23 protein-coding genes are annotated in these 24479 nt (G+C 71.9%); 13 read left to right on the forward strand and 10 right to left on the reverse strand.

Going from position 1 to position 24479, the window contains the following annotated elements; translation table 11 throughout:
* Positions 1 to 2: 2 nt before the first annotated feature.
* Positions 3 to 1136, reverse strand: a complete 1134-nt coding sequence (locus PZE19_RS15710) for a GTPase (protein WP_277861580.1) — start codon at positions 1134 to 1136, stop codon at positions 3 to 5.
* A 132-nt stretch (positions 1137 to 1268) separates the two neighbouring features.
* Here PZE19_RS15710 and PZE19_RS15715 point away from each other — a divergent pair, with 132 nt between their 5' ends.
* On the forward strand, positions 1269 to 1754 hold the full coding sequence (locus tag PZE19_RS15715) for an EVE domain-containing protein (RefSeq protein ID WP_277861581.1): 486 nt from the start codon (positions 1269 to 1271) through the stop codon (positions 1752 to 1754).
* Positions 1755 to 1761: 7 nt separating this feature from the next.
* The gene (locus PZE19_RS15720) at positions 1762 to 2145 is read left to right on the forward strand and encodes a VOC family protein (protein WP_277861582.1); all 384 of its coding nucleotides are present in this window, start codon (positions 1762 to 1764) and stop codon (positions 2143 to 2145) included.
* A gap of 33 nt (positions 2146 to 2178) precedes the next feature.
* Here PZE19_RS15720 and PZE19_RS15725 read toward each other — a convergent pair whose 3' ends face one another.
* From PZE19_RS15725 to PZE19_RS15745, 5 genes are all read right to left on the reverse strand, one after another.
* Positions 2179 to 3420 carry a DUF4832 domain-containing protein gene (locus PZE19_RS15725; protein WP_277861583.1) on the reverse strand — a complete coding sequence of 414 codons (1242 nt, stop codon included), beginning with the start codon at positions 3418 to 3420 and terminating at the stop codon, positions 2179 to 2181.
* Positions 3421 to 3469: 49 nt separating this feature from the next.
* Positions 3470 to 4936 carry an RtcB family protein gene (locus tag PZE19_RS15730; protein ID WP_277861584.1) on the reverse strand — a complete coding sequence of 489 codons (1467 nt, stop codon included), beginning with the start codon at positions 4934 to 4936 and terminating at the stop codon, positions 3470 to 3472.
* Positions 4937 to 5057: 121 nt separating this feature from the next.
* Positions 5058 to 7865, reverse strand: a complete 2808-nt coding sequence (gene uvrA / locus PZE19_RS15735) for an excinuclease ABC subunit UvrA (RefSeq protein ID WP_277861585.1) — start codon at positions 7863 to 7865, stop codon at positions 5058 to 5060.
* 103 nt (positions 7866 to 7968) lie between these two features.
* Positions 7969 to 9783 carry a hypothetical protein gene (locus PZE19_RS15740; protein WP_277861586.1) on the reverse strand — a complete coding sequence of 605 codons (1815 nt, stop codon included), beginning with the start codon at positions 9781 to 9783 and terminating at the stop codon, positions 7969 to 7971.
* A gap of 216 nt (positions 9784 to 9999) precedes the next feature.
* Positions 10000 to 11016: a S1C family serine protease gene (locus PZE19_RS15745; protein ID WP_277861587.1), complete on the reverse strand. Its 1017-nt coding sequence runs from the start codon at positions 11014 to 11016 to the stop codon at positions 10000 to 10002.
* Between the two features lie 332 nt (positions 11017 to 11348).
* Here PZE19_RS15745 and PZE19_RS15750 point away from each other — a divergent pair, with 332 nt between their 5' ends.
* The gene (locus PZE19_RS15750) at positions 11349 to 12128 is read left to right on the forward strand and encodes a hypothetical protein (RefSeq protein WP_277861588.1); all 780 of its coding nucleotides are present in this window, start codon (positions 11349 to 11351) and stop codon (positions 12126 to 12128) included.
* Between the two features lie 37 nt (positions 12129 to 12165).
* Here PZE19_RS15750 and queC read toward each other — a convergent pair whose 3' ends face one another.
* Entirely contained in the window at positions 12166 to 12876 is a 711-nt protein-coding gene (gene queC / locus PZE19_RS15755) for a 7-cyano-7-deazaguanine synthase QueC (protein ID WP_277861589.1), read from the reverse strand.
* A gap of 216 nt (positions 12877 to 13092) precedes the next feature.
* Between queC and rpmA the strand changes: the two genes are divergently transcribed.
* The 5 genes from rpmA to PZE19_RS15780 all read left to right on the forward strand — a co-directional run bounded on the left by rpmA (position 13093) and on the right by PZE19_RS15780 (position 17348).
* The gene (gene rpmA / locus PZE19_RS15760) at positions 13093 to 13356 is read left to right on the forward strand and encodes a 50S ribosomal protein L27 (protein WP_277861590.1); all 264 of its coding nucleotides are present in this window, start codon (positions 13093 to 13095) and stop codon (positions 13354 to 13356) included.
* A 150-nt stretch (positions 13357 to 13506) separates the two neighbouring features.
* A complete protein-coding gene (gene obgE / locus PZE19_RS15765; protein ID WP_277861591.1) occupies positions 13507 to 14586 on the forward strand; it encodes a GTPase ObgE in 1080 nt (359 codons plus the stop codon).
* Positions 14587 to 14588: 2 nt separating this feature from the next.
* A complete protein-coding gene (locus PZE19_RS15770; protein ID WP_277861592.1) occupies positions 14589 to 15347 on the forward strand; it encodes a type III pantothenate kinase in 759 nt (252 codons plus the stop codon).
* Positions 15344 to 16192 carry a pyrroline-5-carboxylate reductase gene (proC, locus tag PZE19_RS15775; protein WP_277861593.1) on the forward strand — a complete coding sequence of 283 codons (849 nt, stop codon included), beginning with the start codon at positions 15344 to 15346 and terminating at the stop codon, positions 16190 to 16192. Before PZE19_RS15770 ends, proC begins: the two co-directional genes overlap by 4 nt.
* An 82-nt stretch (positions 16193 to 16274) precedes the next feature.
* Positions 16275 to 17348, forward strand: coding sequence for an SDR family oxidoreductase (locus PZE19_RS15780; protein ID WP_277861594.1), 1074 nt, complete (start codon positions 16275 to 16277; stop codon positions 17346 to 17348).
* Positions 17349 to 17397: 49 nt separating this feature from the next.
* On the opposite strand, the gene PZE19_RS15785 is transcribed toward PZE19_RS15780, so the two are convergent.
* A complete protein-coding gene (locus PZE19_RS15785; protein WP_277861595.1) occupies positions 17398 to 17850 on the reverse strand; it encodes a hypothetical protein in 453 nt (150 codons plus the stop codon).
* 259 nt (positions 17851 to 18109) lie between these two features.
* On the opposite strand from PZE19_RS15785, the gene guaA reads away from it, so the two are divergent.
* A complete protein-coding gene (gene guaA, locus PZE19_RS15790) occupies positions 18110 to 19672 on the forward strand; it encodes a glutamine-hydrolyzing GMP synthase (protein ID WP_277861596.1) in 1563 nt (520 codons plus the stop codon).
* 176 nt (positions 19673 to 19848) lie between these two features.
* Here guaA and PZE19_RS15795 read toward each other — a convergent pair whose 3' ends face one another.
* Complete coding sequence (locus tag PZE19_RS15795) at positions 19849 to 20334, reverse strand: MaoC family dehydratase (RefSeq protein ID WP_277861597.1); 486 nt, start codon at positions 20332 to 20334, stop codon at positions 19849 to 19851.
* Positions 20335 to 20534: 200 nt separating this feature from the next.
* Between PZE19_RS15795 and PZE19_RS15800 the strand changes: the two genes are divergently transcribed.
* From PZE19_RS15800 to PZE19_RS15815, 4 genes are all read left to right on the forward strand, one after another.
* The gene (locus PZE19_RS15800) at positions 20535 to 21185 is read left to right on the forward strand and encodes an ANTAR domain-containing response regulator (RefSeq protein ID WP_277861598.1); all 651 of its coding nucleotides are present in this window, start codon (positions 20535 to 20537) and stop codon (positions 21183 to 21185) included.
* Between the two features lie 282 nt (positions 21186 to 21467).
* The gene (locus PZE19_RS15805) at positions 21468 to 21728 is read left to right on the forward strand and encodes a hypothetical protein (protein WP_277861599.1); all 261 of its coding nucleotides are present in this window, start codon (positions 21468 to 21470) and stop codon (positions 21726 to 21728) included.
* Between the two features lie 79 nt (positions 21729 to 21807).
* Entirely contained in the window at positions 21808 to 22596 is a 789-nt protein-coding gene (locus tag PZE19_RS15810) for a sensor histidine kinase (protein ID WP_277861600.1), read from the forward strand.
* A gap of 133 nt (positions 22597 to 22729) precedes the next feature.
* On the forward strand, positions 22730 to 23611 hold the full coding sequence (locus tag PZE19_RS15815) for a tetratricopeptide repeat protein (protein ID WP_277861601.1): 882 nt from the start codon (positions 22730 to 22732) through the stop codon (positions 23609 to 23611).
* Positions 23612 to 23637: 26 nt separating this feature from the next.
* On the opposite strand, the gene PZE19_RS15820 is transcribed toward PZE19_RS15815, so the two are convergent.
* Positions 23638 to 24423, reverse strand: coding sequence for a TraR/DksA family transcriptional regulator (locus PZE19_RS15820; RefSeq protein ID WP_277861602.1), 786 nt, complete (start codon positions 24421 to 24423; stop codon positions 23638 to 23640).
* Positions 24424 to 24479 lie beyond the last annotated feature (56 nt).

The following is a 24479-nucleotide window of genomic DNA, read 5'->3' on the forward strand; positions in this document are numbered from 1 at the left end:
CCTCAGCGCCCCAGCAGGGTCCGCAGGATTCGCGCGGCGGCCTCGACCTCCCCGAGTTTGAGGGCGTCCCGCGCCGCGGCCAGCTCGACGACCTGCTCGTCGCGAAAGGGGACGCCGGCTCCCGGTTCGGGCGGGATGGGAACGAGGGCCCGCGCGATCGCCGCGCCCAGCTCGTCGAGCCCCGCTCCCGCCTCGGCCGAGACGACGACGAACGGCCGGTCGCCGCCGAGCGCCTCGGCCGGATCCCACGCCGCCGGCAGGTCGGCCTTGCTGGCGACGATCAGGGCCGGCCCGCCGCCCGTCGCCCGGGCCCGATCGGCGCCGTCGAGCGGTTGCGAGCGGTCCAGGACGTGCAGCGACAGGTCGGCCCGGGCGCGCTCGCGGAGGGCCCGCTCGACGCCCGAGCGCTCGACGACGTCGACGGCCTCGCGGACGCCGGCGGTGTCGACCAGCTCGATAGGCCAGCCGTCGAACGCGGTGCGCACGGTCACGGCGTCGCGGGTCGTCCCGGGCGTCGCCGCCACGATCGCGCGGGCGTAGCCCGCCATCGCGTTGAGCAGCCGGCTCTTCCCCACGTTGGGCCGGCCCGCGATCACGACCCGCCAGCCGTCGACGAGCCGCAGGCCGACGCGCGAACGAGCGATCAGCCCATCGAGCCGCGAGGCCGTTTCCGGGCTCCCCGTCTCGATCCCCGCGATCAATCCCACCAGCTCCCGGTCGAGCGCCCCCTGGGCCTGCTCCAGGAGAATCTCGGCCGTCCGCAGCGTGCCGGCCCCGGCGAGGTCCATCCACGCCGCCGCGCGGATCGGGCTCGGGGTCGCCTGGTCGACGAACGCGGTGGGCTCGGCGAGCCGCACGCCCCGCCCGCGCAACGCCTCGGCGACCATCTCGACGGCCGCCGAGCCGCCGTGGCACTGGATCTCGACCCCGGGCGGATCGCCGTCGAGCACCACCGCGACGACCTCGTCGCCCAGCCCCGCGCCGAGCCTCCCGAGCCGGGGGCGTCCCGAGGGCGTCTCGGCGAGCCGCTTTCCGCGCGCCGGGCGGAACGCCGCGTCGGCCGCCGCGAGCGCGTTCGGGCCCCATAAGCGCAGCACGGCGACCGCCCCCCGGCCGGTCGGGGTCAGGACGGTCATGCGCGTTTCGCCCGCCGATTCGCTCGTCGCCAAGTCGGATCCTCCACGCGGCCCGCCTTCCTCGACGCGATCCCCTCGTCATGATAGAGTACCGGGGCGTCGGGACGTCGAGGGCCGGAGCAAGGATCTCGCATGGGCTACTGGTTGTTCAAGTCCGAGCCCGATTCGTATTCGTTCGCCGACCTGGTGCGCGACGGGACGACCGGCTGGAACGGCGTCAGGAACTTCCAGGCGCGGAACTTCCTGCGGGACGCGATCCGGGCCGGCGACGGGGTTTTGTTCTACCATTCGAGCACCGACCCGGCGGCCGTCGTGGGGATCGCCGAGGTCGTCGAGGCCGGGCATCCCGACCCCTCGGCGTTCGACCCGAAATCGGATTACCACGACCCCAAGAGCAAGCCCGACGCGCCCACCTGGTTCCAGGTCACGATCAAGCCCGTGCGGGCCGTCGACCCGCCGCTGACCCTGGCCCGGCTCCGCGAGGTCCCCGCGCTGGCCGGCATGGAGCTGCTCCGCAAGGGGAGCCGGCTCTCGGTCCAGCCGGTCTCCGAGGGCGAGTGGAAGGCGATCCAGGAACTGGCCGGGATCAAGCCGGCGAAGAAGTCACGGAAAGGCTGAGCGACTCATGGCGCGACTGGAGCACTTCGCGATCTACGCGGCCGACCTGGAGGCCCTCAAGGACTTCTACGTCCGGACGATGGGCTTGCGGGTCGTCCGCGCCGGCGGCGGCAACCCGCCCGGCGGCTACTTCCTCGCCGACGACCACGGCGGCGCGATCGAGCTGATCGCCCGCCCCGCCGATCAGTCCAACGCCGACCAGCGGTGGGTCTGCCACCTGGCCTTCTGGGTCGACGACGTCGCCGCCAAGCAGGCCGAGCTGGAGAACCTGGGCCTCGCCTTCGAGACCGACACCGCCGCCGACGACGAGTCGATCAAGACCTCGTTCTTCCAAGACCCCGAGGGCAACCGCTGCCAGCTCGTCTGGCGCAGCAAGCCGCTCGTGGATTGAACGCGCGCCGAGTCGCCCCGGGCGGGCTCGTCCTCAGGGGAGGTCGGCGTCGAACTCGATCCGCTGGCCGGGGACGAGCCGGTCGGATTCGATCGTCATCGGGCCGCCGCCGGCCTCGATCGGGAATTCCTTCGACTCGCCCGGCAGGAGGCCTCTGAGGGACGTCTTCGACCGGACGCCCGCCACGGCCGGGAAGGCGTCGTGGTAGATCGGCGCGATCCCCGCGTTGGCGATCGTCGCGACGGTATGGGTCTTCGATCCCTTCAACGCCGCCACGCGAAACCGGTAGCCGATCGCCAGGCCCGCCTCGCGGATCCGTTCGGGGGGCTGAAATCGCGGCTGGGCGTCGCCGATCATGAACGAGATGTGGAACTTCGCCGCGTGCTCCGCGAACGAGACGCCGTGGGGGCCCTTCGCCGCCAGCGCCTGCTCCTGGTCCTTCTTCTCGAAGAAGCTGAACTCCCCGCCCGTCGGCGCGACCTTCCAACGCTCCCGCCCCAGCTTGTCCCAGTTGGGCTCGTTCCACTTGGCGTGCTGGGCGTGGTTGAACGAGTCGTCGAACAGGCCGAACGGCAGGGCGAGGAGCTTCGCGTCGGTGGCGAACGGGGCGTGGTCGCCGGCCGCGTCCACCGAGATCAGCCAGGGGGTCTGGCGGAAGACCTCGGCCATCCGGCCGGCGAACTCGCGCTGGTAGTCGAGCGAGGGGAAGGTCCCGCCGAGCGTCATCGGGCCGTCGTAGATGTGATATTCGGCCCACAGGCCGAACCCCACCTCCAGGAACGCCAGCCGCGGGTCGCGATCGTACTTCTCGGCGAACCGGCCGAAGAACTCCAGCACGGCCCGGCGCAGCTCCGGGTGCGACCAGTCGGAGAAGCCGGTCTGCTTCTTCTCGCTGAGGGCCACGGTCCCCTTGTAGTCCGGGAGGGCCTGGATGTACGCCGGGACGCCCGACGGCTTGCCCACATACGTGTCATGGAACCGCAGGACCGCCTGATGCTTGCGGCCGGCGACCGCGTCGAGCAGCGTCTCGACGGGCCCCCAGTCGCACTCGCCCTTCCCCTTCACGACCTGGGCGTAGGTGAGGTAGCTGTACTCGAGCTGGATCGGGGCCGAGCGCACGGCCTCGTTGGTCGACCAGAGGACGATCCCCGTCATGGGCTGGACGTTCTCCACCCGCGACTTCAGGGGGATCGGCCTCAGGTCGTCGGCGAGCCCGACCGAGGCCAGCCCGATCCACAACGTCACGAATCCCGCCGGCGTGTTGCGAAGCCTCATCGTTCTCCTCTCGGGGCCGGTGGGAAGGCCCGGCGACGTCTTCGGGGCCTCACCCCTTGATGACGCCGACGGGCCGGAGGCGGGCGACCTTCTTGGAGATGCCGGCCTTGTCGACGACGTCGACCACGAGGTCGACGTCCTTGTAGGCGGCGGGCTGTTCCTCGGCCAGGCCCTTGTGGCCGCGGGCCTTGGCGATGATGCCGATGGCGTCCAGCTCGCGGTCGATCCGACGGCCCTCGGCCAGGCGGACGGCCGCGGTGCGGCTCATCATCCGGCCCGCGCCGTGGCAGCTCGTGCCGAACGAGTGGACCATGCTGCCGGGCTGGCCGGCGAGGACCCAGCTCGCCGTCCCCATGCTGCCGGGGATGATGACGGGCTGGCCGGTCTCGGCGTAGGCCTCGGGGATCTCGGGGTGGCCGGGCGGGAAGGCCCGCGTGGCCCCCTTGCGGTGGACGCAGACCTGCTTGCTCACCCCGCCGCCGACGTCGTGATGCTCGAACTTGGCGATGTTGTGCGCGACGTCGTACACCAGGTCCATCCCCAGGTCCTGCCAGGGCTTCTCGAACACCCTCGCGAAGACCTCGCGGGCCTGGTGCGTGAGCAGCTGGCGGTTGCACCAGGCGTAGTTGGCCGCGGCGCGCATCGCACCCAGGTACGCCTGGCCCTCGGGGCTCCGCACCGGGGCGCAGGCGAGCTGCCAGTCGGGGAGCGTGAAGCCGTACTTCCTGGGGGCGTCCTTGAACACCGCCAGGAAGTCGTCGCAGACCTGGTAGCCCAGCCCGCGCGAGCCCGAGTGGATCAGCACCGTGATCTGGCCTTCGTGCAGCCCCATCACCTTGGCGGCGGGCGCGTCGAGGATCCGGTCGACCACCTGGACTTCCAGGAAGTGGTTGCCCGAGCCCAGCGTCCCGCATTGGTCGGCCCCGCGCATCAGGGCGCGGTCGCTGACGCGGCCGGGGTCGGCGTCGTCGAGCCGGCCGCCGGCCTCGGCGAACTGGACGTCGCGATCCGTCCCCCACCCCTTGCCGACGACGTACGAGACCCCCTGCTCCATCAGTTCGACGAGCTGCGGCTTGGTGAACGCGAACGACCCGCGCTGGCCGACGCCGGTGGGGATGTCGCGGAAGAGCTGCTCGACGAGCGGCCGGATCCGGCCCTTCACGTCGGCCCATTCCAGGTCGGTGCGCAGCAGGCGGACGCCGCAGTTGATGTCGTAGCCGACCCCGCCGGGCGAGATCACGCCCCCCTCCTCCGGGTCGGTCGCCGCCACGCCGCCGATGCAGAAGCCGTAGCCCCAGTGGATGTCGGGCATGGCCAGGCTGGCCTTCTGGATCCCCGGCAGGGTGGCGACGTTCACCACCTGCTCGGGCCCCTGGTCGGCCTTGATGCTGCCGATGAGCGCGTCGTCGGCGAAGATCATCCCGTCGACCCGCATGTCCTCGCGATAGTCCTTCGGGATCCGGAACTGGAACGGCGAAATCTGCTCCAGCGGCCCCGCGTATCCGGCCTTGGCCATCGTCCTGCCTCCCGTCTCGGGTGAGACGTCATTCTGCGGCCCTCGTGTTCGTCAGGTCAAGGACGCGACGCGGGGGCGCGGGGTTCGGGGCGAGGATGTGCGATTCCCGTGCCCGGCGATCTCATCCGGCCGCGAGAATCTTCGCCAGGGCCTCGCCGGTGGCCGTGCCCGAGCGGGCGACGTCCTCGGGCGTCCCCTGGGCGACGATCCGGCCCCCGTCGTCGCCGGCGTCGGGGCCGAGGTCGAGGATCCAGTCGGCGGCGAGCATGATCTCGGTGCTGTGCTCGACGACCAATACGGAATGGCCCCGGTCGACGAGGTTCGAGAGGGCGTCGATCAGGCGGACCATGTCGGCCGGGTGGAGGCCGGCGGTCGGCTCGTCGAGGATGAACAGCGTGTGCGCCACGTTCCCCGCGCGGTTGAGCGCGGCGGTCGAGCCGGCCAGGAAGGCCGCCAGCTTCAGGCGTTGGGCCTCGCCGCCGGAGAGCGTGGCGGCGGGCTGGCCCAGGCGCAGGTAGTCGAGGCCGAGGTCCAGCAGCGGCCGAAGCCGCGACTGGATCTTGGGCCGGCTCCGGAAGAAGGCGAAGGCCTCGCGGCCGGTCAGGTCGAGGACCTCGGCGATCGACTTGCCCCGGTACGCGACGTCGAGGATCTCGGGCCGGTAGCGGGTCCCCTTGCAGTCGGGGCAGCGGACGGTCACGTTGGGGAGGAACTGCATGTCGATGCGTCGGAAGCCCTCCCCCTTGCAGGCCGAGCAGCGGCCGCCGTCGACGTTGAAGCTGAACATGGCCGGGCCGTAGTGCCGCAGTTTCGCCTCGTGCGTCGCGGCGAAGGTGCGGCGGATCTCGTCGAACGCGTGGAGGAAGGTCGCCGGGTTGGACCGGCCCGACCGCCCGCAGGGCGACTGGTCCAGCAGCACGACCTCGACCAGGTCGCCGAGCCCGTCCAGCGACTCGAACGGCAGGCACGGCAGGGCCTCGCCGGCCAGCCGGTCCCGCAGCGCGGGGTAGAGCGTCTCCTCGACGAGCGACGACTTGCCCGCGCCGCTGACGCCGGTCACGACGCAGAAGACGCCGAGCGGGAAGGCCGCGTCGATCGCCCTGAGGTTCCGTCCCGAGGCCCCCCTGAGCGTCAGCACGCCGCGCGACGGCGCGCGGCGGGAGGCGGGTCGCTCGATCCGCCGGCGGCCGGTCAGGAAGTCGGCCGTCGCCGAGCCCTCGGCGGCGAGCAGGCCGGCGACCGGGCCGGTGTAGACGACCCGCCCGCCCGCCTCGCCGGCGCCGGGACCGAGGTCGACCACGAGGTCGGCGGCGCGGATCACGTCGGCGTCGTGCTCGACGACGATCGGGGTGTTCCCCTCGTCCCGGAGCCTTCGCAGGGCCTCGACCATCCGGCCGACGTCGCGCGGGTGCAGGCCCGTCGTGGGCTCGTCGAGGACGTAGAGCGTCCCCACCAGGCCCGTCCCCAGGGCCCGGACCATCGTCGCCCGCCGCAGCTCGCCGGCGGCGACGCTCCGCGCGGGGCGGTCGAGCGTCAGGTGGCCCAGGCCGATGCGGTCGAGCGCGTCGAGCCGGGAGGCGATCCGGCCCCGCAGCCGCGCCGCGTCGGCCGGCTCGTCGGGCCCGGCCCACGACGCCAGCACCGGGCGGGCGCGGGCGACGGCGAGCGCCGAGAACTCGGCGACGTTGATCCCCTCGATCCGGACCGCCAGGGCCTCGGGGCGGAGCCGCGCGCCCAGGCATTCCGGGCACGGCCGCGTCCGTCGCACGCGTTTCGTCGCGGCGGCCGTCGGGTCGTCGCCGCGTCCGGCCTTGCGCTCGGCCCGCTCGAAGAACCCCGCCAGGCCCGGGAAACCGGCTGCGGGCGCGCCTTCGACGAGGATGCGGACGTGCGCGGGGGCCAGGTCGCGGAACGGGACGTCGAGCGGGAGGCCGAGCTGCGGGGCCAGGCGGATCAGGCGTTCGCGCTCGGCCTGGTGGGTGCGGGCGTTCCAGGCGGCGACGGCCCCGTCGCGGAGCGTCTTCGACGGGTCGGGGACGATCCGGTCGAGGTCCAGGTCGACCACCGAGCCCAGCCCCTCGCAGCGCGGACATGCGCCGAGGGGGCTCGTCCAGCGGAAGAGGTTGGGCTGGGGCTCGACGTGGTCGGTCCCGCAGCGGCTGCATCGCCAGCCCCGGACGAACGTGCGGACCCCGCCCGGCGCGAGGATCCGGCAGCGGCCCAGGCCCCGGGCGAAGGCCGTCTCGATCGAGTCCAGCCGGCGGCGGACGGCGTCGCGGCCCCGGATCAGGCGGTCGACCACGACGTCGACCTGGGTCGGCACCTCGGCGGCCAGCCCGACGGCGTCGAGCGTCTCGGCCGACAGGTCGATCGCGCGGTCGCCGTGGCGGAGGCGGGGCAGGCCCTGTTCGAGGAGGGTCCGCCCCAGCGCGGGGAGGTCGGTCCCGGGGAGGACCTCGACCGGGAAGGCGATCTCGTAGCGGGCCCCTTCGGGCAGGGCGTCGACGGCCTCAGAGACGGTCCGGGGCGTGGCGGGCTGCACGCGCTCGCCGCAGGCCCGGCAAAGGACCTCGCCCCGGCGGGCGTAGAGGAGGGCGAGGTGGTCGTGGGCCTCGGAGACGGTCCCGATCGTGGCCCGCGCCGAGGGTCGGGAGCGGGAGGCCGGCGCGACGGCCGGGGGGATGCCCTCGATCCGGTCGACGTCGGGCTTCTCCATCGGCTCCAGGAACTGGCGGGCGTAGGCCGAGAAGGTCTCGACGTAGCGCCGCTGGCCCTCGGCGTAGAGGGTGTCGAGGGCGAGCGAGCTTTTGCCCGCGCCGCCGACGCCCGTGACGACGATCAGGCGGTTCAGGGGGAGGTCGAGGTCGATCCCCTTGAGGTTGTGCGTCCGCGCGCCCCGGAGTCGGATGCGGGCGTCGGGCTGGGGCATGGGAAGGGCCTCCGGGGGCGCTCCGACGGCGACGGAATGGAAGCGGCGAGCCGGCAGGGGCCGGCTCGCCGCGAGGTTGTCGCTTCAGTTCAGGCGGGAAGGATCAGGGGGTGGCCTTCCGGAGGCTGAAGCCGGTCTGGGTGAACCCGTCGTCGTCCATCACGCTGTAGCTGCCGCCGAGCGAGAGGTACTTGGCGAAGACCTCGAAGTCGGGGAGCTTGGCGGGGTCGACGAGCTGCGGGATGTCGGGGACGGGCTGGCCGGGGCGGCTGGCGGCCATGCCCTGCTTGATGGCCTGCTCGAAGCGGCCGGTCTTGAACATGTCGTAGGTGAGGCGGGCCTGCTCGTCGGGGCGGACGAAGGTCATGCCGCTGACCTTCTCGGGCAGCTCCTTGACGACGGTCTGGAAGTCGGGGTTCTCCGAGAGCGGGACGACGCCCGGCCGGAGGATCTGCTCCAGCAGGGTGGCGTCGGTCGTCAGGAAGAAAGTGTCCTTGGCGACGGTGACGCTGACCGGGCCCTTGAACTGGGCCTGCACGCCGGCCTGGGCCGGCATCTCGGGCAGCTCGAAGTCGAGGATGGTCACGCCCTGGAACTCGCGCTTCTTGGGGGCGGCGTGGGCCAGCTCGATCAGGCGGTCGAGGGTCCCCTGGAAGGCCTTGGCGTCCTCGAGGGCGACGCCCAGGATGATCCGCTGGCTGTCTTCCTTGATCGGCTTCTTGAAGTCGCCGACCATGGTGAGGCGGTCGCCGAGCGGGCCGAAGACGTCCTTCTGGAAGCTCAGCGGCTGGCCCCCCTCGGGGCCGACGAGCTGCTGCTCCAGCACGTTGAGCATGCCGGGCTGGAACTGGTTGACCAGGTCCTCGATGGCCTTGTAGGCGTTGTCGAGGTCCCAGCTGAAGGTCTGGTAGCTGGCGACGGTGGCGGGGACCCAGGGCTCGGGGCGGATGGCGACGGGCGGGAACGAGAAGAGCTTCAGCAGGCCCTTGATCCCGGCGGCGGGGGCGTTGAAGAAGGTCTTGGTCAGGCTGCTGTAGGCGCCCGAGTTGAGCGTCAGCGCGCCGCCGACCGACTTGAGGCCGTCGAGCCCCAGGGCCTGGATCTGGAAGGCGAGCTGCTGGGCCTGGGCGTCGTTGCCGCGGGAGCCGGCCTTGGTGCCGAACTGGATGAGCTTGACGACGTCGGCGTACCAGACGGCCTGGGCGGCCTCGCCGCCGATCTTGTTCTGGGTCTTGACGAACGCCTCGCTCGCGCCCAGGGCGGCGGAGCCGCGGCCGCCGGCGTTGGTCACGAGGTCCTTGATCGCGGCGACGTTGCTGCCGAGGAAGAACGTGTTGCCCGAGGAGGTCCAGACGACCGGCGGCGGGGGCGGGTTCTTGCCGTCGCCGTCCGCGTCGGGGGACGTGATGACGTGCAGCGGGTTGTCCTTGAAGGTCTCGACGGCGACCTTGGCCCCGCCCTGCTCGGCCTGCTTGTTGCTGCGGGTGAGGACCTCGGTCAGCTTCGACGCGTTGGAGCCGGCGTCGGCGATGATCGCCAGCGACACGGTCGGCTTGGCCTCGTCGGTCCCGGCGATGGCGGCGACGGCGACCGGCCCCTGGGGCAGCTCGAGCAGCTCCTTCAGGGTGACGCCGACCTTGTCCTTGAGGGCGTCGCTGGTCGACTTGGTCTTCTCGGCCAGGTCGGCGCGGAGCTCGGCGAGGGCCGGGTCGTTCCAGAGCTGGCCGTACGTGCTGCCGCGGAAGGCCTCGCGGAACTTGCCGACGTCCGCGACCTTGAGGAAGAACAGGGTCGAGTCCGGCAGCACCTGCTCCGGCGGGGCCGCGGCCGCGGCGCGATCCGCGGAGAGTCCGAGGCCCGTCAGTCCGAGCCACCCGACGAGGGCCAGGCGAAGAATCGCCCCCTTGGCCTTAGGCATCGATCATCACTCCATTCTAATTCTGTCAAGCCACGGTTCACCGACCGAGGAAATCGAGATTCGTCAGGCGGCCGGTCGGCCGCTGACCCTAACCTATCGCCCGCCGGGCTCCAAGCCCGGCGGATCGCCGGCGGTGACCGACGAACCCACCTCTCGAACGATCGTCTCGCCGGATGCCACCCCGGCCGCCGCGCCGCGGGGCGCGGGCCGGGTCGCTCACTTCGTCGCCGTCCGGTCGGCTTTCGGCCCGGCCAGGCCCTCGGGCTTCTCGCGCCGCGGCCGTCGCGGCGGGTCGAGGTAGCGGTAGCCGCTGTTGGGGTTGGTCTTGTCGAACGCGAAGGCCTCGCGATGGTGGAGGAAGTCCTTGACGTAGGCGATCGGGATGGCGAAGCCCAGATTGTCGGCCATGTCCGCCCGCGCGCCCCGGCTGGTGACCCCGATGACCTCGCCCCGCGCGTTGAACAGCGGCCCGCCCGAGTTGCCCGGGTTGATCGCGGTGTCGGTCTGGAGGAAGAGCTGGCCCTCCAGGTTCCGGCTGCGGTTGCTGATGATCCCCTGCGTCACCGAACGCTCCAGGCCCAGCGGGTTGCCGACGGCGAAGACCGAGTCCCCCGTGTTGACGTCCTCCCCATTACCCAGGATCACGTGGCTGGGTTTCACGTCGGCCGGCAGCGGCAGCTTGATCAGGGCCAGGTCGAAGAACGGGTTGACCGAGACGATCTCGGCGTCCTCGACGCGGCGGCGGGCCAGGCCGCCGCCGGCGGTGTTCTGGTAGAAGATCGCCGCGATCCGGGTCTCGCCCTCGATGACGTGGGCGTTGGTGATCGCGTAGCCCTGGTCGTTGATCAAAAACCCCGAACCCTTGCCCGAGGGGGTCTCGATCGAGACGACCGACTCGCCGAACTTGGCCACCAGCTCCTTGACCGGCGAGGGCCGCAGCACGCCCGTCGAGAAGAAGCCCGAGGCGTCGACGGTGGTCGCGCCCGGGGCCGCGGCGACGACGGCCCCGGCCTCCTCCCCCTTGGCCCGGCGGGCGATCGACTCGCGGGGGACCTTCAGCAGGTCGTACCCCAGGTCGACGTAGAGGGCCTCCGGCTTCTCGGCCACGACGTCGCCGACGACCCGCTGGCCGTCCTTCAGGAAGATCGTCTCGAACCCGTCGCCCTGGGCCGCGCCGGCCCCGGCCGCGAGGCCGAGCAGGGTCGCGGCGCCGATCACTCGAATCCCACGCATAGGCGGCGGAGTCCTTCTTGGTTCGTCCCGACGATCCGTCCCGGGCCGACGGCCCCGCGGCGCTTCATTGTAAAAGCCCGCGCAGGCGTTGCAACCCTGGCGATGCGGCCGGCTTGCCGGAAAATCCCGCGTCGCCGGCCGACTCCCTTGGCTAGTTTGCTAAAAGACCGGCTAAACTTGAAGACGACTTGACGGACTTTGACGATTCGGGCTAGCTACTCGCAGCGACGCCCGGGTCGCAACGACCGCGTCCGCCGACCTCCGCCCCCTTAAATACGATACGCTCTCGGCCCCGTCCCTTCCGCGGGACATAGACCTGGGGAGACAGTCCCGTGTGGATCCTCACAAGGCGGTTCGCGCTCGCCGTCGCGCTCTCGACGACCGTCGCGGCCGGCGTCGGCCGGGCGCAGGATGAACCCGCCGCCAAGCCGGCGGCCGACCCGGCCGACTTGGTCCGGCCCGAGAAGGACCCGTCGCCCAAGATGGTCCCCGACCTGCCGACCATCCCCTGGCGGCACGACCGCCTCTCCCACGGCTGGACGCCGATCAAGACCACGCCCCTGCCCAAGGACCGCGAGGGGATCTGGGTCCTGGACTTCGCCTTCAAGCCGCTCCGCATCCAGACGGTCGAGGTCCCCGGCAAGGGGCGTAAGGCCGTGCATTACCTCTACTACAAGGTCGTCAACCGCACGGCCGCCCCCCGGCCCTTCTACCCCCAGTTCATCATGGTGAACGAGCGCGGGCAGCGGATCGAGGACGCCGTGGTCCCCGAGGCCGTGCCGGTCGTCCAGAACCGCGAGGACCCCTCGATCCCGGTCCGGGGCGCGGTCAACATCATGGGGGTGCTCCCGCCCAGCACCAAGCAGGGCGTCGACGACGCCGTCTTCGGCGTGGCCGTGTGGGACAGGTGGGACACGTCGTCCGACCGCTTCAGCATCTACGTCCGCGGCCTCTCCGACGGCTACAAGGAAGTCGCCCCGCCCGACGGCGGCAAGCCGATCGTCAAGTACAAGACGCTCCGGCTCGACTTCATCCGCCGGGGCGACGACCGCAACATCTCCGAGAAGGAGATCGAGCCCAACGAGCCCCCGTACGAGTGGGTCTACTGGTGAGCCCGGCCCGACCCGGCCCCGCCCGCGCCGGGCGTCCTCAGCCGGCGTAGGCGACCGGGTCGCGCATCCCCAGCCGCTCGAAGGCCGCGAGCCGCAGGCGGCAGGAGTCGCAACGCCCGCAGGCCAGGCCCTCGGGCGTGGGGTCGTAGCAGCTGTGGGTCAGGCCGTAGTCGACCCCCAGCTCCAGGCCGCGACGGATGATGGCCTCCTTGGTCAGCTTCAGGAGCGGGGCGTGGATCTTGAACGCCCCCGCCCCCTCCACGCCCGCCTTGGTCGCCAGGTCGGCCAGCCGCTCGAAGGCGTGCAGGAACTCGGGCCGGCAGTCGGGGTAACCCGAGTAGTCGACGCAGTTGACGCCGACGAACAGGTCGAAGGCCCCGAGGCTCTCGGCCCAGGCCAGGGCCAGCGACAGGAAGACGGTGTTGCGGGCGGGGACGTAGGTGATCGGGATGCCCGAAGCCATCTCGGCCTCGTCGCGGTCCTTGGGGACGTCGACGTCGGCCGTCAAGGCGCTGCCGCCGAAGGCCCGCAGGTCGATGGCCAGCTCGACGTGGCGGACCACGCCCATCGCCGTCGCCACCCGCCGGGCCGCCGCCGTCTCGACGGCGTGCCGCTGGCCGTAGGCGACCGTCAGCGCGTAAGGCGCGAAGCCCGCCGCCACGGCCTCGGCCAGCGCCGTGGCCGAGTCGAGCCCGCCGCTGAGCAGGACCACCGCCGGCCGTTTCTCGTCGTTCGGGTCCACGCTCACGGGGCGTCCCTCCTGGTTCCAGGTCCGGCCGCCGGGAGATCCGGACTTGTCGGGCCTTGGATCGTTCGGATAGTCTATCATGATCGGCGGGAAACCGACCTGCGCCGCCTCACGCTGCGCCCGGACGGACCCGCCCCCGCCCGTCCCCGGCATGGACCGGACCGGACGTCGGCATTCCCTGCGACGGATCCCCAGAGACAGAGAAGGTCGAGCGAGATGGCTCACAAAAAAGGACAGGGCTCGAGCCGCAACGGCCGCGACTCGAATCCCCAGATGCTGGGCATCAAGTTGTTCGGCGGCCAGGCGGCCAAGCCCGGCAGCATCATCTGCCGCCAGCGCGGCACCCGCTGGACGCCCGGCAAGAACGTCGGCGTCGGCCGCGACTGGACGATTTTTTCGCTGATCGAGGGCAAGGTCAAGTTCGACCAGGAAGGCCGTCGGATCAACGTCTTCCCCGCCTCCGAGGTCAGCTCCAACTGAGATGATTCCTGCCCGGGCGCGAACGCCCGGATGCGGACGAGCGAAGAACAATGGGAGGGCGGGCGTCCCGCGGCCATCCGCCGGGGTTCCCGCTCTCCGTTCGCTTGACCGGCCCCCCGCCCCGTCCACAGGATCGAATCGAGTCGTCGCATGTTCGCGGATCGCGTGACCATCAATGTTCGCGGCGGGGACGGGGGCAACGGCTGCCTCAGCTTCCGGCGCGAGAAGTACGTCCCCAAGGGGGGCCCCAACGGCGGCGACGGGGGCGACGGCGGCGACGTGATCATCCGCGCGGCCGAGGGCCTCACCAACCTCGCCCACCTGTCGCACCAGCGGCACTGGAAGGCCGAGCGCGGCGAGCACGGCCAGGGCTCCAACTGCTTCGGCAAGCGGGGCGAGCCGATGACCATCGACGTCCCCCCCGGGACCATCATCCGCGACCGCGACCGGGGCCACATCCTCCGCGACCTCAAGCACGACGGCGACCAGGTCGTCGTCGCCAAGGGGGGCCGGGGCGGCCACGGCAACACCTTCTTCAAGTCGTCCACCAACCGCGCCCCCCGGCAGCACGAGGCCGGCCTCCCGGGCGAGGAGCGCTGGATCGTCCTGGAGCTGAAGGTCATCGCCGACGTCGGCCTGGTCGGCCTGCCCAACGCCGGCAAGTCGACGCTGCTCTCGCGGATCTCGCGCGCCCACCCCGCGATCGCCGACTACCCGTTCACGACCAAGTACCCGAACCTGGGGACCGTGATCGTCGACAGCGAGAACGCCTTCGTCGTCGCCGACATCCCCGGCCTGATCGAGGGCGCGCACGCCGGCCTCGGCCTGGGCCATGAGTTCCTCCGCCACGTCGAGCGCACGGGCCTGCTCGTCCACCTAGTCGAGGCGATCCCCGTCGACGGCTCGGACCCGGTCCGCAACTACGAGATGATCCGCCAGGAGCTGGCGCAGTACAGCCAGGCCCTCGCCGACCGCCCCGAGCTGGTCGTCGTCACCAAGATGGACCTGACCGACGCCGGGGAATCGCGCGACCGGATCGCCCGCGAGATCGGCCGCGAGGTGCTCTCGATCTCGGCCGTCACCGGCCGCGGCGTCCCCGAGCTGCTCCGCACGATCCAGCAGCGGCTCCGGGACCGGCCCGCGGTCGAGGCCGAGATCCCGCTCCCCCCGCCGGCCTCGGGCCCCACCCGCGCGCCGGCCCCGGTCGCGGCCCCCGCCGCGAGCGAATGACCATGCCGCGGATCGTCGCCGACATCGGCAACTCCCGGCTCAAGTGGGCCCGACTCGACGATCAGGGGGGCCTCGGCCCGACGGTCTCCCTCCCCCTCGACGACCCCAAGGCCTGGGGCGCGGTCTACGACGGCTGGCACCGGTCGGCGTCGGATTCGTCGACGTGGGCCGTGTCGTCGGTCAACCCCCCCCTGGCCGGCCGTCTGGCGGCCTTCCTCGCCGAGAGGAAGACGGCCGAGATCCGCTGGTTCCTCACCGCCGCCGAGGTCCCGGTGCCCAAGGACGTCGAGGGGGCCGACACCGGCGGCTCCGACCGCGCCCTGGCGGTGCTGGGGGCCTCGCGGCTCCTGGGCCGGGGGCGGCCGATCCTCGTCGTCTCGTGCGGGACCGCGATCACGGTCGAGCGGCTCACGGCCGAGGGCGTCTGGCAAGGCGGCGCGATCGCCATGGGGCTGGGCCTCTGCGCCCGCGCGCTGCACCACTTCACGGCGCAGCTGCCGCTGGTCTCGCCCGACCGCTCGGCCCCGTCGTGGGGGCGGTCCACGAACCCGTCGCTGGAGGCGGGCGTCTTCTGGGGCACCGTCGGCGCGGTCCGCGAGCTGATCGCGCGCCAGGAGCCCGACCTGGGCCCGTCGCTCGTCGTCTGGACCGGCGGCGACGCCTTCCGCCTGGCGCCGGCCGTCGAGGGCCCCGCCGCCCGCGTCGTCCCCGACCTCGTCCTCCAGGGCCTCGTCCACGCCGCCTTTCCGAGCAAGCCATGAAGCCACCCGCCGCAACGGCCGACCGCGACGCACTCCGCTGGGGCTTCATCGGATCGGGCCGGATGGCCTCGGCCCTGGTCAAGGGGATGATCCGAGCGGGGGTGGCGACGCCCGACCGGATCGTCGCCAGCGACCCGCAGGCCGGCACCCGCGACGAGCTGGCGCGCGAGGCGGGTATCGCCGTCCACGCGTCGAACTCCCCCGTGGTCGAGGCGAGCGACGCCATCGTCCTGGCGGTCAAGCCGCAGAGCATGGCGAGCGTGCTGGCCGAGATCGCCCCGATGCTCGCGCCCCGGCACCTGATCGTCTCGATCGCGGCCGGCGTGGGGATCGGCGCGATGCGCGCCGCCCTGGGTGCGTCGACGCGGATCGTCCGCGTGATGCCGAACACCCCTGCACTGCTGGGCGAGGGGGCCTCGGCCTACGCGCTCGGGCCCGACGCGACGGACGCCGACGCCCAGGCCGTGCAGCGGTTCCTGGACTCGGTCGGCCGCTCGGTGCGGGTGCCGGAGTCGCAGCTCGACGCCGTGACGGGCCTCTCCGGCAGCGGCCCCGCGTTCGTCTACATGGTCATCGAGGCCCTCTCCGACGGCGGCGTCCGCGCCGGCCTGCCGCGCGACGTCGCGACGACCCTGGCCGCCCAGACGGTCCTCGGCGCCGCCAAGATGGTCCTGGAGACCGGCCTCCACCCCGGGGCCCTGAAGGACCAGGTGACGAGCCCCGGCGGCACCACCATCGCCGGCGTCCAGGTCCTCGAACGCGCGGCCCTCCGCGGCGCCCTGATCGACGCCGTCGACGCCGCCGCCCGCCGCTCGGCCGAGCTGGCGGGACCGGCTCGGCCCTGAAGCTTGCGAAATGAAACCGGCCCCCTAGGATTCGGCGAGGGCTGAGAAAGTCCGCCGACCGGTCACAGGAAGGAGCGGGATCATGAGTCGCAAGGCGTTGATCGTGGGCGGCACCGGCATCGTGGGCACCAGCCTGGCCGAGCACCTGCTCGGGCGTGGATGGGAGGTCGTCAGCCTGGCGAGGCGGCCGTCCGGCGGCGTCGACGGGACGGTGCCCGTCGCGGCCGATCTCTTCGATCCTGGCGGATTGCGCGTCGTCCTGGACAAAATCCGACCGTCGCACGTCTTCTACGCGACCTGGTCGCGCCATCCCACCGAGGCCGAGAACATTCGAGCCAACGGGACGATGCTGCGCAACCTGCTGGACGTCCTGCGGGCCAACGGAGGCGTCGAGCACTTCGCGCTGGTGACGGGCCTGAAGCATTATCTCGGGCCGTTCGAGATGTACGCGAAGGGGACGCCCCCCGTCACGCCCTTCCGCGAGTCGCTGCCGAGGCTGGACGTCCCCAACTTCTACTACACGCTGGAAGACGAGTTGTTCGCGGCCGCCGAGCGCGACGGCTTCGGCTGGAGCGTGCACCGGCCGCACACGATCATCGGCCATGCCGCCAGCAACGTGATGAACATGGGGTCGACGCTCGCCGTGTACGCGTCCTTCTGCCGCGAGACCGGCCGGCCGTTCACGTTCCCCGGCAGCGCCGCACAGTGGTACGGGCTGACCGACATGACCGAGGCTCGACTGTTGGCGCGGCATCTCGAGTGGGCCGCGACGACCCCCGCGGCGCGGAACCAGGCGCTCAACGTCGTCGACGGCGACGTCTTCCGCTGGAGCTGGATGTGGGGCCGCATCGCCGAGTGGTTCGGCCTGGAACCGGCCCCCTTCCCCGGCGAGCACAGCCCGCTCGCCGAGCAGATGGTCGACGCGGGCCCGGCCTGGGCGGACATCGCCGGCCGCCACGGCCTGGTCGAGCCCAGGCTCGATCGAATCGCCTCGTTCTGGCACACCGACGGCGACCTCTCGCGGCCGTTCGAATGCCTCGCCGACATGTCGAAGAGCCGCGAGCTGGGCTTCCGCGAATATCAGACGAGCGACCGCGCGTTCTTCGACCTCTTCGCGAGGCTGCGTCGCGAGCGGATCATCCCCGACGCGGCGTGACGAGGACGACGTGCCGCGAGGTCCCGGATCCGCCGTGCGCCGGCCGCCTTCAACCCCCCAGGTTGGTCGCGGCGAGCTGGATCAGGGCGAAGATCAGGCCGACGAAGAAGATCAGGTAGATGAGTCGATAGCAGTTCAGCAGCGACGACAGGGCCGACATCAGGTGGGCGACGTCGCGGCCCCGGGATTCGGCGACGCGGCCGAAGTCGCGGCCGGCGCGGTGGGTCCAGACGCCGAAGACCATGAAGAGCATCGTCAGGAATAGCAGGCCGACCTCGAACTCCTGGAACCGCGACCAGCGCTGGACGGCCGAAACGGCGAAGCAGAGGCCGATGCCGACCATGAACAGGCCGACGAAGCTCATCTTCGAGCCCAGGTCCAGGATGATCCGGTCCTCGGCCTCGTTGAACTCGTATTCGGGTCGGGCGGGGGCGGCCGGGGCGCCGACCTCGGCCGGGATCGGGGGTGTCGCGGGACCTACGCCGCCGGATGCCGTCGCCATCGCTGCCACCTTTCGCGCGAGCCTTCCGCGGGGATTTTGCATCCCCCCTTCGTTTATCTGACTTCGCGCCGCCGGGGCTGTCAAGCGGGGGGGGCGGCGTCTCGGGCGATCGGCCCCTCCGATCCGGCCCGCGGTGAAACCGGGGCTCTGCGGGTTTTCGATCCCCCGCCGGCGTGCTAGACTGACGATTTGCCGAGCCGCGTCGCGACGCCTCGCGGCCGGACTTTTTCAACTTCGTCGCTGAATGGGCAAGCCTGATATGGGTCCCTCCGATCCCTCGTCGCGGCCGGTCTTGGTGCTCGACTTCGGCGCGCAGTACGTGCAGCTCATCGCGCGCCGGGTCCGCGAGCGGCACGCCTTCGCCCGCATCGTCCGCCACGACGTCACGGCCGAGCGCGTCCGCGAGCTGAACCCGCTGGCCCTGATCCTCTCGGGCGGCCCCAGCAGCGTGTACGAGCCGGGCGCGCCCCATTGCGACCCCGAGCTGTTCCGCCTGGGCGTGCCGGTGCTGGGGATCTGCTACGGCATGCAGCTGGCGGTGCAGGCCCTGGGGGGCAAGGTCGACGCGCCGCCGGCCCGCGAGTACGGCCGGACCGACTGCCGGGTGATCGACCCGGCCGAGCCCCTCTTCCACGACGTCCCTCGCGAGACGACCGTCTGGATGAGCCACGGCGACCAGATCCTCGACGCCGGGCCCGACTTCCTGCCCCTGGCGGCCACGGCCACCTGCCCCATCGCCGCGGCCAAGCATCGGACCTACCCGTTCTACGGCCTCCAGTTCCACCCCGAGGTCTCGCACACCCCTTACGGGGCCCTGATGCTGGGCAATTTCCTGGACCGGATCTGCGGCAACCCCCGCGCCTGGACCATGGAAGCCTTCATCGAGCAGGCCCTGGAACGCGTCCGCTCGCAGGTGGGGCCCGACCAGCGGGTCGTCTGCGGGCTCTCGGGCGGGGTCGACTCGGCGGTCTGCGCGGCGCTGCTGGCGAAGGCGCTCGGGCCCCGGGTCGTCTGTGTGTTCGTCGACACCGGCCTGCTCCGCGGCGGCGAGCGGGACCAGGTGGAAGAGGTCTTCCGCGGCCACAGCGACGCCGAGCTGCGGGTCGTCGACGCCTCGGCGGCGTTCCTGAAGGCTCTCGAGGGCGTGACCGACCCGCAGGAGAAGCGGGTCAAGATCGGCCACACGTTCATCGAGGTCTTCCGCGAGGAGGCCCGCTCGATTCCCGGGGCCCACTTCCTGGCCCAGGGGACGCTCTACCCCGACGTCATCGAGAGCGGCGGCGAGCCCGACGGCCCGGCGGCCACGATCAAGATCCACCACAATGTCGGCGGCCTCCCCGCCGAGCTGGGCTTCGAGCTGATCGAGCCCCTGCGCGACCTGTTCAAGGACGAGGTCCGCCGCCTGGGCCTGGAGCTGGGCCTGCCCGACTCGCTGGTCTGGCGGCACCCCTTCCCCGGCCCGGGGCTGGCCGTCCGCTGCCTGGGCGAGGTCACCGCCCCGAGGCTCGACGTCCTCCGCCAGGCCGACGCGATCTTCCTCGACGAGCTGCGGGCCGCCGGCCTGGAGCGCCAGACGGCGCAGGCGTTCGCCGTGCTGCTGCCGGTCCGCTCGGTCGGCGTGATGGGCGACGCCCGGACCTACGAGAACGTCGTCGCCATCCGCGCCGTGGACACCGAGGACTTCATGACGGCCGACTGGTCGCGGCTCCCCCACGACCTCCTCGCCCGGACGTCGACGCGGATCATCAACACGGTCAAGGGCGTCAACCGGGTCGTGTACGACGTCACGAGCAAGCCCCCGGGGACCATCGAATGGGAGTAGCCGCAACCCCCCGCCGCGGGATTCGAAGGCTGCGGTCCTGAATTTGCTTGCTACTCGGTCGAACGTCGGTGGAAATGGTGAAGTTCGACCGAAAGGTCCACGACGGGAAGGAGACGACGGATGCGACGGGTCGCCACCTGGGCCGATCGCCGGATCGGGCGAGGCCGGGTGATTCGTCAGGCTTGCGACGGCTCGTCGTCGGCGGGGAGGCTGCGGGCCCGGACGAGGGTCTGGGTGCGACCCTCCTGCACCGGCCGGTCGTCCTGGTTCAACAGGCGACGACGCCAGATCACGACGGCCCGACGGCCGCGCGATTGGGGCTCGATCGACTCGACGGTCGAGACGACCCGGACGGTGTCGCCGAACGCGATGGGGAGCAGGAATTTCCACTCGAGGACGGCCAGGAACGCCAGGGTGTCCATCCGGGGCGCCGTGCTGGCGAGCCCGGACGCCAGGGCGAGACCGAGCAGGCCGTGGGCGACCGGCCGGCCGAAGGGGCCCTTCGCCGCCCACGCATGATCCACGTGCAGGGCGTTGAAGTCCCCGGAAAGGCCGGCGAACGTCGCCACGTCCGCCTCCGTGACCGTCCTGCCGGCGCTCTCCCATTCGTCGCCGACCACGAGGTCGTTGAAACCGAGGACCGTCGCACGATGTCGCGTCACCTTCGGCGGGCTCCCCGGGGTCGGGTGTGGATTTCGAGCCGTTTCCATGTTCGTATTTCTTCGGGGACGCCGGGCTTCGGGCCGGGGCCCCCGAGTCTATCCGGTCCGTCGCGAGGGCGGAAGCCGCGTGCGTCGCGTTGAGCACCGGGGCTCGCGGGCGACGATCGAACAACCTATCGAGCGGAGGGGAAGGAACGAGGATGTCACGCCCATACCGATTCGTGATCGCGGACGACGAGAAGGCGGTCGCCGCCGGCCTGCAAAACCAGCTGGAGTCGCTGGGCTACGACGTCGTCGCGGTCGTCCACGACGGCCAGCGGGCCGTCGAGATCTGCCGACGGCTGGCCCCCGACGCCATCTTCCTGGACATCGAGATGCCCGGCCTCGACGGCCTCGCCGCGGCCCGGCAGATCGCCGAGGATCCCGGCACGCCGGTGATCATCGTCACGGCCCACGGCCACCCCAACCTGATCGACCAGGCCGTCGAGGACGGCGTGATCTCGTACCTGTTGAAGCCCATGACGACGCCCAGCCTCCAGGCCGCCGTCGAGGTCGCCGTGGCCCGCGCCCGCGAGATCCTGGCGCTGCAGGAGAACGTCGACCACCTCAAGATGACCCTCCGAGAGCGGAAGCTGATCGAGCGCGCCAAGGGCATCCTGATGTCGCGCAAGCAGCTCAACGAGACCGAGGCCTTCCGCCTGCTCCAGCGCCAGAGCCAGGACCGCCGCGTCCCCATGGCCAAGCTCGCCGAATCGATCATCCAGACCGACGAGCTGCTCGACTCCCCCAGCCAGGCCGTGGCCCCCGCCGCGCGGCCCCTGCGGCGGCCCGTCGACCCCCCGCTCGACTGAGTTGACGACGCCGGGGGATCTGGTTAGGCTACGTGTGCGCCGGGACGCCCGGGTCGGGAGACCCCTCAAAAGGCGAGTTCGGCGCGCCCGCCCAGCGGGCCGTCCCGATCGGATGCGGGGCTTCCGCGCGGCGAGGGGAAGGATGACCCGGCGGTCGGCCCTCGACCCGAATCGCCGCCTCGTCCGCCCGCCGCGGGCGACCCGCTTTGCAGGGATGGCGACCCGCCTCGGCCGGGCGTCCGGTTCATCTCGCATCGCGGCACCAAGGACGAGGACACGGTCATGCCGATGCTGAACGTACGAACCGACCCCTTCGAGTTCCGGCCGGGCAAGACGCACCGGGAACTCGCCCAGGACATCGAGGTCCACGTCAATCGGATGGCCAACGGCCGGATCCGCGACCTCCGCGTGGACTACACCGAGGATCGCATCCTGCTCCAGGGGCGGTCGCGCACCTACCACGCCAAGCAGATCGCTCAGCAGGCGGTCCTGGACCTGACCGACGGTCATCCCCTCCTGGCGAACCAGATCGTCGTCTCCTGATCCCTCCGCCCCATCGAGGCCCGATCGCCCCGGCCGAGCCGACGCGAGCCCCGATCCAGTCCTCCACCCCGAGCCCGCCATGGATGCGCCCCTGGAAGCCTGTCCCGACAGCCACCCCACGCGGTTCGATCAGCGGGAACTGCACAAGTTGCTCTGCAGCCTCAGCGACGAACTCTGCCGCCCCCTGGCCTCGCTGCGGACGGGATTCGACCTGATGCTGGGCGACGGGCCGGCCGATTTCACGGGCGACCAGAAGGGGCACGTCGCCACCATGCGGTCGCTCTGCGACGACCTGCTCCGCCTGACCCGCAGCTACCTCGACTACGCCGAGGTCATCCGCGGCGGCCGCTCGCCGAGCCTGGGCACCTTCTCGATCCGCGCCCTGGTCTACGAGATCGACCGCTCGTTCGGGGCGGCGGCCCGCGCCAAGGGCCTCGACTGGCGCGCCGAGGCCGTCGACGGCGACGTCCTGGTGGCGACCGACGCCACGCGCTGCCAGCAGATCTTCGCCGCCCTGGTTTCGAACGCCATCAAGTTCACCCCCGCCGGCGGCCGGGTGCACGTCGAGGGGAAGGCCGACGCCGATTCCTGGAGCCTGATCGTCTCGGACGACGGCCCGGGCGTCCCGGCCGACCAGCAGGGGCGGATCTTCGAGCCCTTCTACCGGCTGAACCGCGACGAGCATTCGTCCGCCGAGGGGAACGGCCTGGGCCTCTCGATCGGCCTGGAGCTGGCCAATCAGCTCCACGGCCGCATCCTCCTGGATTCGGACGAGGGCCGCGGGGCCGTGGTCCGCGTCGTCTTCCCCAGGACCCCGCCCGCCCCGAACTCGGCCGCCGCCGGGAAGACGCGGGCCGATCGCCCTTGACCATCCGCCCGATCGGGCGTAGCCTTCGGGGGCTTCGATCCGGAAGGAAGAGGCGCGTCGTCCGGGCCCGTCCCGCGACGGCCGCGCCAGGGTTGGTTCGATCAGCCCACCCCAGGGAGGGGGGACCGATCGCATGCGGCGCAAGGGCCTGATCGCCTTCGTCGGCGTCCTGATCTGGATGCTCCCGGCGCTCCCGGGGTGCAGCTGGGCGGGCGCGCGCCGGGGTTCGAAAGACTCCCTGAGCCCCGAGAAAGCCGCCCAGGCCAAGGCGGTCAGCGAGCGCGCGCAGGCGGCCGTCGACGCCGGCGACCTGACGACCGCCGAGGCCGAACTCGCCCAGCTCGTGGCGATCTCGCCCGGATCGCCCGAGGGATATCAGCGCCTGGGCGCGGTGCTCCAGCTCCGGGGCCGTCCCGCCGAGGCCGAGACCTGCTTCCGCAAGGCGCTCGACCTGGACCCCGATTTCGTCGGGGCCTTGATCGGACTGAGCCGGATCGAGGCGGCCCGCGGCCAGCTCGACTCGGCCCTCAAGCGGCTGGAGACGGCCATCGAGATCGAGCCCCACGACGCCGCCGGGCACCTCACGCTGGCCCAGGTGCTCGAAGCCCTGGGGAGGACCGACGACGGCCTCGCCGCCTATTATCGCGCCCTGAAGGCCGACCCCTTCCTGATCGAGGCCAATCGCCGGATCGCCGCGATCCAGCTCTCGCGCAACGAGGCCGATCAGGCCCTGGTGCGGCTGGACCAGACGATCGAGACCAACCCCGGCGACGCCGAGTCCGTCTTCCTCCGCGGCCGCGCCCACCTGGCCCTGCACCACGTGCCGCAGGCGGTCGACGACCTCCGCACCGCCTCCCAGCACCTGCCCGACCGCCCTGACGTGCACCTCGCGCTCGCCCACGCCCTCGACGCCGCCCGCCGCCCCGCCGACGCCCTGCAGGCCGCCGAGAACGCCCTCCGCCTGGCCCCCGGCGACGTCGAGGCCCTCAACCTCAGCGAACGCCTCCGCCGCTGACGCGGCGGGGGACGTCCATCGAGGGATCAACGACCGACGGACTTCTCGCCGCGTCCGGACCGGGGGGCGCGGCCGCCGCCGGCCTTGCGGCCGCCGGTCCTGGCTCCGCCGCCTTTGGCGGGCGAGGGATCGGCGGGCGCGTCCTCGTGGTCGTCGTCCGCCGCCTGGTCGAAGTCGCCGTTGGCCGTGGCGTCTTCCAGGTCGCCGACGTCGGGATCGCCGTCGCCGATGTTGGTGCCGGCCAGCCCGCCGATCGCGGTGCCTCCGCCGGCGGTGCCGGCCGCGTGGACGTCCTGATCCCGACCCCGCCTCGGCGCGGCGTCGGTCGCGGCGTCGTCGAGGTCTTCCGCTGCCGTGTCGTCGTCCTCGTCGCCTTGGCGGAGTTCGAGTCCGACCATGCCGCCCTGGGGTCGGCCGTTGTTCAGGTTGACGTCGGCCCCGTCGGCGACCGCGGCCGAGCACGGGGTGCAGTAGCGCGTGTAGGGGAGGACTTCGAGCCGCTCCTCCAGGATCGCCTCGCCGCACCGTTCGCAGAGCCCGTACTCGTCGCGATCGAGCCGGCCCAGCGCGTCGCGGATCTCCAGGCGGATGTACGCCTCGTTCTCGAACAGGGTCGCGTTCAACTCCTGCATGTACTGCTCGGTGCCGAGGTCGCCCAGATGCATCGGGGCGCCGGACAGGTCGCCGCCCGACTCGCCCCCCAGGCCCTTGCGGGTCTGTTCCTCCAGGCTCTGGAGGTCGCCCCGCACCCGCGCGTCCATCGTCTCCAAGATGCGTCGAAACTGCTCGGTCCGCTTCCGGGTCGTCGCCATGATCGCCTCGCTCCCTGGGGCTCGTCCGCCTGGTGGTGTCGAAAGGACGGCCCCCT

Origin of the sequence: Paludisphaera mucosa (assembly GCF_029589435.1) — a bacterium.
Lineage (GTDB): Bacteria > Planctomycetota > Planctomycetia > Isosphaerales > Isosphaeraceae > Paludisphaera > Paludisphaera mucosa.